Annotated in this window: 18 protein-coding genes; 6 read left to right on the top strand and 12 right to left on the bottom strand. The window is 34.8% G+C overall.

From position 1 onward, the window contains the following. Window positions 1-612: site-specific integrase (locus ABX784_RS11220; protein ID WP_372655130.1), on the top strand; the 612-nt coding region annotated here is incomplete at its 5' end. Here ABX784_RS11220 and ABX784_RS11215 read toward each other — a convergent pair. After that, window positions 602-1,444, bottom strand: a complete 843-nt coding sequence (locus ABX784_RS11215) for a hypothetical protein (protein WP_372655129.1) — start codon at window positions 1,442-1,444, stop codon at window positions 602-604. The two genes, ABX784_RS11220 and ABX784_RS11215, sit on opposite strands and share 11 nt — an antisense overlap. A 126-nt stretch (window positions 1,445-1,570) precedes the next feature. Between ABX784_RS11215 and fsa the strand changes: the two genes are divergently transcribed. Continuing rightward, on the top strand, window positions 1,571-2,215 hold the full coding sequence (gene fsa, locus ABX784_RS11210) for a fructose-6-phosphate aldolase (RefSeq protein ID WP_372655128.1): 645 nt from the start codon (window positions 1,571-1,573) through the stop codon (window positions 2,213-2,215). Between the two features lie 141 nt (window positions 2,216-2,356). Further along, the gene (locus ABX784_RS11205) at window positions 2,357-3,193 is read left to right on the top strand and encodes a matrixin family metalloprotease (protein WP_372655127.1); all 837 of its coding nucleotides are present in this window, start codon (window positions 2,357-2,359) and stop codon (window positions 3,191-3,193) included. On the opposite strand, the gene ABX784_RS11200 is transcribed toward ABX784_RS11205, so the two are convergent. Together ABX784_RS11200 and ABX784_RS11195 are read right to left on the bottom strand one after the other, a co-directional pair. Continuing rightward, window positions 3,168-3,425 (bottom strand): hypothetical protein, encoded by a 258-nt coding sequence (locus tag ABX784_RS11200; RefSeq protein ID WP_372655126.1) that lies wholly within the window; start codon window positions 3,423-3,425, stop codon window positions 3,168-3,170. The genes ABX784_RS11205 and ABX784_RS11200 overlap by 26 nt on opposite strands. Continuing rightward, on the bottom strand, window positions 3,425-4,006 hold the full coding sequence (locus tag ABX784_RS11195; protein WP_372655125.1) for an RNA polymerase sigma factor: 582 nt from the start codon (window positions 4,004-4,006) through the stop codon (window positions 3,425-3,427). Before ABX784_RS11195 ends, ABX784_RS11200 begins: the two co-directional genes overlap by 1 nt. A gap of 91 nt (window positions 4,007-4,097) precedes the next feature. Here ABX784_RS11195 and ABX784_RS11190 point away from each other — a divergent pair, with 91 nt between their 5' ends. The 3 genes from ABX784_RS11190 to ABX784_RS11180 all read left to right on the top strand — a co-directional run bounded on the left by ABX784_RS11190 (window position 4,098) and on the right by ABX784_RS11180 (window position 6,598). Continuing rightward, entirely contained in the window at window positions 4,098-4,823 is a 726-nt protein-coding gene (locus ABX784_RS11190) for a DUF547 domain-containing protein (RefSeq protein ID WP_372655124.1), read from the top strand. Next, the gene (locus ABX784_RS11185; protein WP_372655123.1) at window positions 4,814-5,749 is read left to right on the top strand and encodes a radical SAM protein; all 936 of its coding nucleotides are present in this window, start codon (window positions 4,814-4,816) and stop codon (window positions 5,747-5,749) included. Before ABX784_RS11190 ends, ABX784_RS11185 begins: the two co-directional genes overlap by 10 nt. Window positions 5,750-5,836: 87 nt before the next feature. Continuing rightward, window positions 5,837-6,598, top strand: coding sequence for a serine protease (locus ABX784_RS11180; protein WP_372655122.1), 762 nt, complete (start codon window positions 5,837-5,839; stop codon window positions 6,596-6,598). A 41-nt stretch (window positions 6,599-6,639) separates the two neighbouring features. Here ABX784_RS11180 and ABX784_RS11175 read toward each other — a convergent pair whose 3' ends face one another. From ABX784_RS11175 to ABX784_RS11135, 9 genes are all read right to left on the bottom strand, one after another. After that, a complete protein-coding gene (locus ABX784_RS11175; protein WP_372655120.1) occupies window positions 6,640-7,239 on the bottom strand; it encodes a hypothetical protein in 600 nt (199 codons plus the stop codon). 131 nt (window positions 7,240-7,370) lie between these two features. After that, window positions 7,371-8,117: a substrate-binding periplasmic protein gene (locus tag ABX784_RS11170; RefSeq protein ID WP_372655119.1), complete on the bottom strand. Its 747-nt coding sequence runs from the start codon at window positions 8,115-8,117 to the stop codon at window positions 7,371-7,373. A gap of 121 nt (window positions 8,118-8,238) precedes the next feature. Beyond that, on the bottom strand, window positions 8,239-9,195 hold the full coding sequence (locus tag ABX784_RS11165) for a hypothetical protein (protein WP_372655118.1): 957 nt from the start codon (window positions 9,193-9,195) through the stop codon (window positions 8,239-8,241). 247 nt (window positions 9,196-9,442) lie between these two features. Then, complete coding sequence (gene rplT / locus ABX784_RS11160; protein WP_014244619.1) at window positions 9,443-9,790, bottom strand: 50S ribosomal protein L20; 348 nt, start codon at window positions 9,788-9,790, stop codon at window positions 9,443-9,445. 92 nt (window positions 9,791-9,882) lie between these two features. Beyond that, complete coding sequence (gene rpmI, locus ABX784_RS11155; RefSeq protein ID WP_372655117.1) at window positions 9,883-10,080, bottom strand: 50S ribosomal protein L35; 198 nt, start codon at window positions 10,078-10,080, stop codon at window positions 9,883-9,885. Window positions 10,081-10,269: 189 nt separating this feature from the next. Beyond that, on the bottom strand, window positions 10,270-10,821 hold the full coding sequence (gene infC / locus ABX784_RS11150; RefSeq protein ID WP_372655131.1) for a translation initiation factor IF-3: 552 nt from the start codon (window positions 10,819-10,821) through the stop codon (window positions 10,270-10,272). A gap of 158 nt (window positions 10,822-10,979) precedes the next feature. After that, a complete protein-coding gene (locus tag ABX784_RS11145; RefSeq protein ID WP_372655116.1) occupies window positions 10,980-11,411 on the bottom strand; it encodes a hypothetical protein in 432 nt (143 codons plus the stop codon). Then, entirely contained in the window at window positions 11,412-13,205 is a 1,794-nt protein-coding gene (locus ABX784_RS11140; RefSeq protein WP_372655115.1) for a 1-acyl-sn-glycerol-3-phosphate acyltransferase, read from the bottom strand. A 12-nt stretch (window positions 13,206-13,217) separates the two neighbouring features. Further along, window positions 13,218-13,564 (bottom strand): IMP dehydrogenase (locus ABX784_RS11135; RefSeq protein WP_372655114.1); only part of this gene is annotated, 347 nt, incomplete at its 5' end.

Below are 13,564 nucleotides of genomic sequence, written 5' to 3'. Positions count from 1 at the left end.
TTTATTGACGTAAAGACACTTTGGGTATCACTACTAGAAGAGACGACATCAAAGAACGAAATGCTTTCTTTAATAGCCAGAAGAAACCAGATTGTAATGTTACTCATTTTTGGAGCAGGACTTAAAGTTTCAGATTTAAGTCAACTTAAAACAAGTAATATATTTCTAGACGGTGAAACTCCAAGAGTTCTTATCAATCATCCTAAGAGAGACCCTTATACAATCCCTCTTCCTCCAATTTTTAAATTGGTTCTTGAAGAATATCTTTTAAAATTAAGTGATATGAAGATTAAGTCAGCTGTTAACTTTGATGAGTTACTCTTTAACGCCAATCCTTATAGAATTCTTTCAGGCTCTCTAAGCCCTAGAGGATTAGAAGTAATATTTGAAGAATATAGAAAGAAGCTTCAGATCACCCTTACTCCAAAGTCTCTCAGACAAGCATGTATATTCAAATGGCTTACACAAGCTCATCCAGACACACTTATAAAAGAATGGATGGGAGTTGCTCCAACCTATAGCTTAAAGCTTTATAAAGAGCATATGATGAGTCATATATATAATGAGAACTTCTTAGGTGAGCTTTATAAAAACTATTTATCTAAAACGTAGTCTTTACTTTCCCGGGTCTTTTCCCAACTGGAAGACCTAGGTCATGATCAAGGTGCCATCTATCAATAGTTAGTTCATCTTTATCTATTCTATAGAAGTTAAGGTCTTCGTCGATACCATCTAGTCTTTGAATTAATTCTTTTTGTAAGACAATTTGATCTTTCTTATTTAATTGAAGCTCTTCTAGAGCTCTTTGTTTCTTCTTTCTAATTTTCATTATTTCTCGGTCATACTCTGCTGCAACTTTCACTTTCTGTTGGTTATATGACCAAATAAAATGGTTCACATTATTGAGTTGCTCAAAGAAGCTCTTCTTTCTTTTTAAAAGAACTCCTCTATAAATTGAAGCTTCACGAACTCTTTCGGCCAATCGAAAAGACTTAATGACAAGAACAGTACCACGCCTGAAGTACTCACTTTTTCCCCAACAAGGAATAAGGTCTTTAACAAATATTACAAAGTATTTATCTTCAACAGATCTCACATGTCCTTCACACTTTTCACGATCTTTCATACTCGCGATATTGAAAAGAACCTCATCACCTGCTCTAAAGAATTTGATATTTCTATTCTCTGAAGAAATCTTAATTATATTAGATGTTTTATCTCTATCCGTGACTCTTGCTGAAAAAGATGAATAGTCTACGTCTTTATCATAGAATGAATCCTCATCTTCTAGCTCTTCGAGCTTAGAGATATCCTGCTGAAGTTCCTTAGCAAGTTGCTTTGAAAACTTAGAGTAATCAACAGCGTCCTCTCCACTCACGGCGTAGATCTGCCATGTAAAAAGAATTGAAGAAATAAGGAGAAACCACATTATAAAAGACTTCATAACTATATTATGACCCATATCTCAAAAAAAATCGCCATAGGAATAGATAACCGATTATCTATTTACTATGTCAGGCTACACAGTTAAGCTATGTTCAGAAATTATTGACTAATTAAGGAGAATATAATGGAAATCTTTCTAGATACAGGACTAGTTGAAGAAATCAGAGAAGCGGCTAAATGGGGCGTTATCGATGGTGTTACAACTAACCCAAGCTTAATTGCTAAAACAGGTAGAACTCAAGAAGACGTAATCAAAGAGATCTGTGAAATCGTAGATGGGCCAATCTCAGCAGAAGTTATTGCAACTGACGTTGATGGAATGATTCAAGAAGGACAAGAGCTTGCAAAAATTCACAAGAATGTTGTAATCAAACTTCCTTTAACTGAAGCTGGAATTACTGCTTGTAAGTGGTTCTCAGACAATGGAATTAAGACAAATGTTACTCTTTGTTTTTCTGTAAACCAGGCATTCCTAGCAGCTAAGAATGGAGCTACATATATCTCTCCATTTATTGGTAGATTAGATGATATCGGTCACGATGGAATGCAATTAATTGATGAAATTAGAACTGTTTATGACAACTATGGCTTCTCAACAAAAATTCTTGCGGCTTCTATCAGACACTGTACTCACGTAAGAGATGCAATGATGGTTGGATCAGATGTTGGAACTATGCCAATTAATGTCGTCAGAGCAATGTTTAAGCACCCTTTAACAGATAAAGGACTTTCTCAATTTCTTGCTGACCACGCTAAAGCAAACTCTTAAAATTACACAATATCTCATATAAAGGCCCTCTTCGGAGGGCTTTTCTGTCAAGAATTCCCTAAACTCCCTTATCCTATAACCGACAAGTGAATAGCACCAAAAGTCATTGGTATTTAAACATCGGGCATAGGAAATATATTAATGAAGTTCATACTTCTTCTTTCTCTTTTAATAGGTCTAATAAGCTGTAAAGTAACAGAAAATGTTACAACAGTATCATCTGGTGCTAGATCGCCTGGCAGTGTTAATGAAACTCTCCCAATTCGTTGGGATGATTCCTCTCTGCCTTTAAATCTCTACGTTTCAGACGACTTCAGCTTTGTAGCTGGCGATTTAGATGGAAACGGCAGAAACCCAATTGAGCAAATGCAAAAAGAATGGGATGACGGTGTTGCAGGAAAAGTTCTCTTTAATTACGGACTAGCGACGACTCCCTCAAAAGGGTCTGACGCCCTATCAACATACAAAGACAGTATATTTGGAGTTTATAAGTCAGATGATTGGTTTAGTTCAGTTTCATCAAGTGCTCTTGCGATAACTCAGTTCTATGCCTATAAGAGGACTGACAGTTCAGGAGAATACTATCAACTATCTCACGCCGATATTATTGTGAATGAGAAAGACTACGACTTTGGCTATGGGGATGACCTTGGAAGTACTTATGATATGAGAACAGTTATCCTTCATGAGGCCGGACATTTACTAGGGCTTACTCATCAAAGTGATAGTACCATAGCAGCAGTAATGCAGCCCTACTTAAGCGCTGGTGAAGCAAATAGATCTCTCTTTAGCAATGATACTCAAAGAATTAGCGATAACTATTCTGATACAGCTCTTTCATCGGGAGCAAGTGCAAGCTATCTTCCAAGTGGAATCCCTGATGGTGAAGAAATTCATGGTGTCATTGAATTAATGTCCAGTGGGGAATGTAAGCACTTTCGAAATGGAAAGCTTATTCGCTCTCATTATTCTTTTTAATACTTTCTAAAATTCTATTTTCTAATTGAGTGATTTTTTCAGAGGAGATATTTCTTTTCTTTTTTAACACTTCTGTAAATTTTTCTCCGATGACTTCTATGCCATGAGCGTACTTGCGACAATTCCCACATATTAGAAGATGCATCTTATAGTTAAGCTTCTCAGCTAAATTCAAGTCATCACTGTGGCAAGTAGCCTTGGATATATCTTTACACGAGAACATCTTAAACATTATCTCTCACCCTTTCTTTCAACACACTCTTTCAACCTAGTCTTTGATCTATAGAGTAACTGTCTAAGATTAGTGCTCGAAATTCCTAAAATGTTACAGATATCTTCATTTTTTTCTTCATCTACAACTTTTAGCTGAAAGACTGCTTTTTGAACTGTAGGCAACTTGTCCATACACTCCTCAATAATACTAAGGCCTTGAGCATTCTCTAGTGCTCTATCTGGACTAGTAGGCCATCCCTCACTCCAGTGACCATCATCAGCAAAACGAGACTCCATAATCTCTTCAATTGGATCAGTCTTAAGGAACTTAAGGTTTGAGCGTCTAAGTTCATTTACCTTATTGTAGAAAATTCCAAATAGAAAAGTTCTAATATGACTTCTTCCTTCAAACTTCCCTACAACGTCAAAGAAAGTAATCCATGTGGAATGTGCTACATCGTTAGACTGCTCTTCAGAAAGTCCCATGCCAAGGGCCGCTTTAAAGAGATGAGATGTATAAGTACGAACGAGTTGCTCTCTTGCAGAGGACTCACCACGTTTTATAGACTCTATAAATTTAGGGCTTGAGAAGTTGATCAATTTATTAATCCATTGATAATTTTAGATTATTCTAAATGAAAATGATGTATTATTCTAGACAAACATTTATTTTCCTAAATATGAGGCTTCAATGAAATATTTTATAATACTAGCATTCCTATTCATTCAAAATACATTTGCCTTTGATCATACTCATAAAGCCTGGAATGACATCCTTTCTAGTAATGTTCACATGAAAGGTAAACAGAGCCTATTCGATTATAAGAAAATAAAGAACTCTCCCCTATCATTGAATAAATATCTCTTACAATTATCTTCACTGAAAAGAGAAGAGTATGAAACATTTAATAACAATCAAAAGCTTGCTCTGTTAATTAATTCATATAACGCTCATACTGTTAAATTAATCATAGATCATTATCCAGTAAAAAGTATAAAAGACATTGGATCACTTTTTACTAGTGCATTTAAAAAAGACTTCTTCTACTTCCTAGGACATAAGAGAAATCTTGATTGGATTGAACATGAAGTTATTAGAAAGAAATTTAAAGAGCCACGAATTCATTTTGCTGTAGTTTGCGCAAGTATTAGTTGTCCAAACTTACAAAAGACTGCCTTCACTGAAAAAAACTTAGATTCTCTCCTAGACAGTGCTGCCACTTACTTTATTAATAATAAAACTAAGAATGATTTTAAAGATGGAACACTCTACTTATCTAAAATATTTAAGTGGTATAGACTAGACTTCAAAGGACTTCATAAGTTTATAAAGAAATATTCAAAAGAAAAAAATATTACTGATAAAACTCCTATTAGCTGGCTTAATTATAATTGGGAGCTAAACGAATGGAAGTAGAGAAGTATGAAAAGTGGGAAAACCTTCATACCACGGCCGATGGTAAGGAGAGAGGAAAGGTTTCTTTCAAGAAACTAGAGACTCTCTGGTTTAACACAGGTACACTTTGCAACCTTTCATGTGAAAACTGCTACATTGAATCAAGCCCTAAAAATGATCGCCTAGTCTATCTCACCCATGAAGATGTAAAAAAGTATATTGATGAAGTTAAAGAAAACAACTGGAAGCTTGAGAGTATTGGCATTACCGGTGGTGAACCTTTTCTAAATCCACACATCATTGATATTCTAAGGGAATGTCTCTCATTAAATATACCAGTACTAGTTCTAACTAATGCTCACAAAGTGATAAAGCGATGGGAAAAGAAATTAGTAGAGCTAAGAGATGAATATGGAGATCTTTTACGCTTGCGTATTTCTCTAGATCACTACACAAAAGAAATTCATGAAGGAGAAAGAGGGCCAGGGACTTTCATGCCGACACTGAACTCTATGAAGTGGTTATATCAAAATAGCTTTCATATCAGTATTGCAGGGAGATCTCTCTTTAAAGAGAGTGAGCAAGTTGCACAACTTGGATATCAAGAGTTAGTGAAGGCAAATCAAATAGATCTACAACTAGACAAAGATACATTAGTTATCTTTCCTGAGATGAATGCCACGGAAGATGTTCCAGAGATAACTATAGATTGCTGGAATATTCTCAACGTCTCCCCTAGTGATCAGATGTGTGCAACTCAAAGAATGATAGTGAAAAGAAAGAACGAGCTAAAACCAAAAGTTCTCTCTTGTACTCTTATTGCTTACAATAAAGAGTTTGAGCTTGGAGAAACGCTACAAGAGTCATTCAAAGATATTCATCTCAATCATCCCTTCTGCGCAAAGTTTTGCGTATTAGGCGGAGCTAGTTGCTCAAGTACTAACTAGTTTTTTCTAAATGAGAGTTTTTGTAAGTATACTCTCACATCAAATTCTTATAACATTTTAGTATAAAAAATATTTCATGGAGGAGATATGCTCATAAAGTCAGCGGCAGCGATTGCACTACTCAGTGTTTTTTCATTTTCATCAAACGCATCAGATAAGTCTATTTGTGGTAGAACAGATGATAGAGTTCCATCAACAGATTCAAAAATAGCTAGAGCACTTGATTCTAGAACAGGTTCAGGTGGTTGTACGGTAACGATGATTGGTCGTTCATGCGCAATTTCAGCTGGTCACTGTAAGTCAGTTTTAAAAATTGCAGAATTTAACACTCCAATGTCAGATTCACGTGGAAGAATTCAACATCCAGGTGTTGAAGATGTTTACGAAATTGATCAAGAGTCAATTGTTTATAAGAACGGTGGAGTTGGTAATGACTACGCTGTTATGAAAGTACTTCCAAACAATGTTACTGGTGAATATGCTGGTGATGTTCAAGGTCACTATAATGTATCATTTGATATGCCAGTAAAAGGTGATGTTATTAGAATCACTGGATACGGTCTAGATCGTAATGATAAAGAAAGAAATCTAGCTCAACAAACTCACACAGGTGAAATAACTAGTGCTAGCTCAAGGTCTGGTAGATCTACAATGAGCCATGTTGCTGACACTATGGGTGGAAACTCTGGTTCATCAATTTTAAAAGAAGCGACTAGTGAAATTGTTGCGATTCACACTCATGGAGGTTGTTCTTCAAGAGGTGGTTCAAACTCTTCAACTCTAATTGCTGAGCACCAAATCTTAAAAGATGCTATTAAAGCTTGTCTTGCTACTGATATTCAAGACTAGGTATACCTGGCCGTACTTTCTAAGTGCGGCCTCTAATTTTTCTAAAATCCAAAATCAAAGATATTATTCTCTTCATCTCTAAAGTCTGGCACAGAATCACCACCGCCAATTGAATCTTCGTGTCGATATAGCCTTTTTGAAAACTTCATTCTATCAAGTTTAAACTTTCTTTCACTATAGCTAGAACTAGAATAGAATTCATCGTACTGAGATATCTTACCTGTTTTAAGATTTATATTTATATTCATTGAATCACTAGTAGATCTATTTCGTATGCTCTCTACTTTTTCAATACCTAGTTGCTGTAAGTTATCTATAAGTAATCTTTCTAGTTTATAGGGACTTTGACCTCCATAGAGACTTACTCTTAGAGTACTTTGATCACTGAAATTAGATAGTATTTCTATTAATCCACTACTTATATTAGTAGCAGCATCAAAGTGAGCCAGAGCGCCATTTCCATAATCATCTAAAACAACAAGGGCCACACAAGTGTTAACACCAACAGTCTGTATATTTTCTCTAAGTTCAGAATTTGTATAGATATACTCTCTTTGAAAAACTTCTGGAGTATTCGCATCATCAATTGAAGCCAATATATTTTGGTTCATTAGAAATATTAAAAAAATAAGACGTTTCATAGATTTAGAATAGGATAATTTAAAAGTTAAAAGCAAAATCTTAGAAAATATTACAAATCTGTAAAATCTTTAAACATAGAAAATCTTAGTATTATAGTAGTAAAATAAAGACTTTAGATAAGTAGCTAAAATTAATTGATATAAGAGTCAATAATACTTTTAATCTTTCCTGCTTTTTCCATGGCTTCAATTTCTCGATCTAGCTTTTCTATCTCATACTTTGGGAAGTCTTTTGAAAAACAAAAGTTAATATCATAGTCAGTAATAACTTTAGAGATGTCATTATATAGAAATAAGTCTTCATTGATTTTATTCTTCTTCATATGATATTTTAAACGAACACCCATTTCAGGAAAGCCAAACACTCTACCAATCTCAACTGCTCTTATAGCTGACTCGTGATTTGGTACTGTAACAACGCTTATGGCCTTATCTTTTACATATTGATTAAGTCCAGGATATTGAAAGCCTCTGATGAAGGCGATTCTTTTTCCAAATAGATCTTCAATTTTATTATACGGATTCTTCTTTAGAGTTAAGAGCTTGTGCTTAATTGTTATTATTGAATTTTTAGATAAGATTTCTGACTGAACTCCGTCCCAAGACTTAGAACCATAACTCACCCATGGACCAGAATCTTTAGAACTCATCTCTTGAATCATTCGATTAAAAGGTAAAACTTTTGGTTCAATATTTATATCTTCAGAGGCAATGGCATATAAAATATCAGACACTAACCCCGATGGTTTTAGTTTTTCATTATTAATTTGAAAGGGAGCTGCTGAATCCTCAATTATATAATATGTAGCACTTTCTTTTTCATTTGAAGATGAACTAAGGGAGAAAAGAAAGAGAGTTAATAAAATTAAAGACTTCATCAAGTTATTATAGTTTAAAACTACTCAATACGTTACATAAATCTAACTGTGGAAAATAATTTAATATTAAGACAATAAAGATTAGTAATATTATAAACAATATAACTCGCAGTTATTCTTATTAGAGAGATACACTTTTTAAAATATTTCTAACTCTTTGAGAATCATATTTTTCGTCAACTCGCTCCACAACATCTTCAAAACTATAATTCAAATGATCTCTTTCACTCTTTAATAATTCAAGAGCAAGAGTTTCAGCAATTCTTGATATAACGACAATCTTATTTAAACTTGATCCAACATTTCCACTAAAGCCTATCCCCGATTTATTTCCATGGTGCTCAAGAATTAAGAGATCAACATTTATAGGTTTTGCCTGGTATCCATCTAATAGATCAAAGGCAATTAAAGCATGCGTCTCTAATACTTCGCTATCTTCTTTACTATATTTGCTTTCATCAAACTCTTCTTGAGTAGACACATAAATCATGTCAGTCTTTGTTAGGGCAATGTCACAAAAAAGAGACATAAAATTAAATAGTTCATAATGCCTTTGCATTGCCCACTCTTCTTTCTTTAGAATATCCATTCCTAGCACTGAATGAAGTGAAACTTTTTTAAAAAAGATAGAGTCTTTTGAATCTAGAATATTCTTTATTAAAGCTCCTTTAGGGGACCTCTTTGACTCTTGTTCTAGCTTGTTAAATAAACTAAGGTTTAACTCTTCAATCAATTGAATAGATGCAGGACTATAGCCAGTCTCATGAAAGAGACTAGATGCAAGTTCAAGAGCGTTATTCATAGACTCTAGTGTGTTCTCTGTTGCTACTTCATAGCAGGTAGAGTTTGAAAGAGTATTGTTTAGTTCATCCTTATCAGACTCCACAATAAAGAGATAAGACATTCCTTTACTCTGATAGTTTTTTAGCTCTTCTAATTCTATAATATCATTTTTAGCGTAGCGAAGAATATACTTAAGGCCTTCTTTCTTTTGGATGCAGATGAAGATATTAACTACTGCCTTGTCCATGTTATAAAAAAAACTTATAGGAAATTTTACAAACTCTTCTTCAAACATCGATAGCTTCCTTATTATATTTTATTATTATTTTTATCGGATGCTTCAACCTTAAGATAAGTTAAATATTTCAATATGATTACAATCATTATCATTTTCTACAGTTCTTATTGGAATATAGTAGATTAGTACCACTCGTAGGTATTTAAGAAGGATGTTCTTTCAGATTTCTTAAACAATACTCAATAAAAAGGCCACTCAAAGAGTGGCCTAATATGCTTTCAATTATTGTTTTATAATTTTTAAATTACTTCTTTGATTGCTCGTAGATAGCTTTGAATGATTCAAAGTCAGTTGCTGCAATTTCTGCTAGCATCTTTCTATTTAATTCAGAACCGTTCTTCTTAAGATTACCCATGAACTTTGAGTATGAACCATCAAGTTGTTTTGCAGCTGCAGAAATTCTTGTAATCCATAATCTTCTCATATCTCTCTTCAGAAGTTTTCTTCCGATGTATGAGTAATGTAATGCTCTTTTAACAGTGTCAGCTGTTAACTTGTACTTAGTTCTTCTTGAAAAGTGAAAACCTTTTGCAAGCTTAGCGATTTTGTTTCTTCTTCTTCTGGCTTTAAAGCCTCTTCTTACTCTAGACATAAAATCTCCTTAACGAATACTTGGGGGCCAATTGTTTTTGCTCTTCTCACTCTAAAGTTAGAATCCCAAGCCTCAGTTTTATTATTCTTTAATTATGCGTATGGAAGCATAGTTTTAACACGACCTAGATCTGCTTGATCTACATAGTCAGTCTTACCAGCTCTTTTCTTACAGTCATGAGCTTTTTTCTCAAGAATGTGTCTTAAGTTTGCTCTTTTTCTTTTAAATTTACCATTACCAACAGCCTTAAATCTTTTGGCCGCTGCTCTTCTGGTCTTCATCTTAGGCATCGCTAAATCTCCTCTGATTTCACCTACGGTCGAAACCGTGTAAAAAACTAAATAATTGAAGCAGTATTATATAACAACTTTGATTCTATTTGTAAAAGGGTATTTGAGTAAAAAAGAAGAAAAAATAAGGACTTAACGCAATGTTAAGTCCTACTCTTTCACGAGAAGCCACCTAAGTGACTGATATTGCTATTCGCTTTTTTCTTCGGCCTTAGGAGCAGCTTTTTCAGCAGTACCCTTAACAGCTTTTTTAGTTGGAGCAACGATAGTAATAATTCTATTCCCCATCATTTTTGGATCGGCTTCAACTTGAGAACCAAGCTCTTCAACTGTGGCCAATATATCTTTGAACTTAAGCATACCCTGGTCTCTATATGCCATTTCACGTCCACGGAATTGCATAACCATTTTGATCTTATCACCTTGCTCAAGGAACTTTTCAGCACGCTTAAGTTTAGTATCTAGATCATGGGCCTCAATATTTGGTCTAAATTGAATTTCCTTCAATGAAACCTGAGCCTGCTTTTTCTTGGCCTCATTGGCCTTCTTTTGTTGATCATATTTAAATTTACCGTAATCGATTACTTTAACAACTGGAGGTTTAGCTGTAGGAGAAACCTCAACTAGATCCAATCCAAGATCACCAGCAATGTCTCTTGCCTTGTCTAAAGTAACGACACCATAAGCAGTACCGTCATCGCCAATAAGTCTACACTCATTGATTCTAATCTGGTCATTAATACGAGGACCTAAATTTTTTCCTCTACCGCCGCGATGCTTGTCTTTAATAAATCACCTCCAAGTGAATTTTATGTTATCGCATAAGCATATGAAATATCATGCTAATGCAAAAAATTAAAGTTTTATTACTTTAATTTTGGCCTATTTTAGAAAAATAATCAACTTTTCCAGAACTCTAGCCGTATCAACTGACCAACTGTCCCAGAAATTCTCACTCTCCACGTTGGTAAAAAGATCTCACTTTGTCTAATCAATTTCTCTTTAGTCAAAATAGAATCTATATCTAAATCACCATCGTAAGTATAGCTATAAATAGTCGAAGAGGATAAATCCATCGCCGAAAGCTCAAAGTCCTCTAGGAAATCGTTACTACAAAATCCTATAATCTCTTTTCCTATACGTATAGTTTCACTTTGATGATCAAAGAAGTAAATAAAACTCGAGTCAGAGGCCCTAGTTAGTTTAGGATTCTTCTCAATGAAGTCATCTACCTCTTTTAGAGTTGCTACTATATCAGCTTCTCTAAGCTCTTCCTTCTTAAATATAACGCGCCCATTACCAATTTGGATTTCTTTAACACTATCCATCATCTATGCTTGAGAGCGAAGGTTAAATTTTCTAAGTTCTAATAAGAGATTTTCAAAATTTGCAATATTCTCATCTAGTAGCTTAGCGTTTTTAACTTTTATTTCACCGGCTGAATTTACAATCATTTCTTCGTGAAGAAAGTACTTCATTGAAGACTTCATAAGAGGCTCTGAGTTTGACTCAGGGAATTTAACAATCACTGCTAATTCTTTTTCCTCTTTGTGAATCTCTTTAAATCTCTTAGAGTAATCACTCATCTTAAATCCAGCTTCACCATTGGCCTCAGCAAGGGATTTAAAGGCGCAGGCACTAGTGTAGTAGGCCTCTATAATATAGTTAAATGATCTAGAGAATACTCCAAGGCTTGAAGCAATTGTATAGAGCTCTTTATGTGATAACTCTAAACACTCTTCTAGTGAGCTGATATCTCTTCCTATTAAATACGATAAGAGAATAAATGATTTCTCCATAAAGTCTTTAATAGTAGGAAGGTAGAACTCATGCTTTAGAAGTCTTCTATGTCCTAGGAATAGTTTCTTAAGATCACTAACTGTTTCAATCTTTCCACTAAAGAGATTAATCCACGCATAGTTAATAACCCATGGAATTAGGAAGTGATGAAGGATTGTATTTTTAAAGTATAGAAGCTCTTGTCTATGGTCATCTTTGATTGCATAGAAAGTGTGACTTCTAGAGCTCTTTCCAATGACATCGATCTTCTTATTACCAATCATTATATCTAATGCACGACCGAGGCTATCTTCAAGCTTTGCTTCCTGCATTGAGTCTGTATAAGGAATTCTGTATGTGTCACAGAATTCAATGATCTGCTTTCCTTTAGCAAGGATATCTGTCCAATCTAGTGCTCCCGCAGGCTCATCTAATAAGATTAGGCCTAGAAGTGCTGAAGGAGTAACGCTCATATTTGCGCCAACAGTTCTAAAGCACTCAAACGCTAGGTTTTGTACGTCTTCTTTAAGATTATCATCATTTTTCTTAGCGGCTATAATTGGCTCACCAAGCTTTATATGAACTGATCCAAATTGATAGCTAAAGAGTTTAAAGAGACTTAGAAGTTGTCCAGTGCTCTCTTTTGTTTTCTTTGCTCCACCAAGTTCTTTAGCTAAAGATTTTTGCTCTGGAACGTATTCATGAACAATACTCACAGGAACAAAAGCTAGATCCTTCTTCCTATCTGGTGGAAGATGGCTGTGGGCCTCTAAAATCATTTGGTAGAGGCCATACTTTGGAGAAAGAAGCTTTCCTGTTCTAGATCTTCCACCTTCAAAGAAGAACTCAATAGGCTTTTGCTCCATCAATAGGTAGTAGAGATAGGCTTCAAGAGTTAGCTTATAAAGAACATCACTTGCAAATGATCTTCTTATAAAGAAACATCCTGACTTTCTAAAGAGTTTTCCAATTGGAAAAATATTTAGATTATTTCCACCTGCAACGTAGAGAGGAAAGCCGTACTTCTTGAAAACCATATAGTTGATGGCAACGTAATCAGCGTGTGATTGATGATTTGGCACCATTACTACTGACTTCTCTTTAACTAATTTATTAAAATCGACACCGTTTTCAGAGAAGTTAACCCCGTCATATAACTTAGGCAGAGTAGAATCTAGTAACTTTTGAAAAGTTTTAATATACGTTTTAGAGAACTCTGCACGAATTTCGGCCAAGTTCTTTAATGCTTTCTCTCTTTCTTCTTTTGGATTCTCTCTCCCCTCAATTCTAGATTTTAGCTTTGGGTAAGAGAGAACTATTTTTTCTTGTCCGTTAAATAGACTCATTAAATTTCCTTATTATACCTTTCCATGTGGACGAGACTCAGTCATTCCTGAAGTACTCATTTCCATGAAGAGACCAACCTCTTTCATAGCTGCAATATTATCAACACCAAGGTAAGTCATTCCAGATCTAAGGCCACCAGTAAGTTCAGAAATTACGTCTGCCACTGGTCCTTTACAAGGTACAAGAGTATCTACACCCTCTGCTGCCATTCCTTTTGGAAGTTCACCACGCCATGATACTTGCGCTGCTTTTGAGGCCATACCTCTATATTGTTTCATTCCACCCTTTAATTCTCCTGGAGTTTCTAATGTTCCAGAAAGGAGTGAACCTGCCATAATTGTTTGTGCTCCAGCACATA

The sequence above is a fragment of the Halobacteriovorax sp. genome, from assembly GCF_041587335.1.
GTDB lineage: Bacteria > Bdellovibrionota > Bacteriovoracia > Bacteriovoracales > Bacteriovoracaceae > Halobacteriovorax.
Note: the sequence above shows the minus strand (reverse complement) of the source record. Positions and strands in the feature narration are given on the sequence as shown.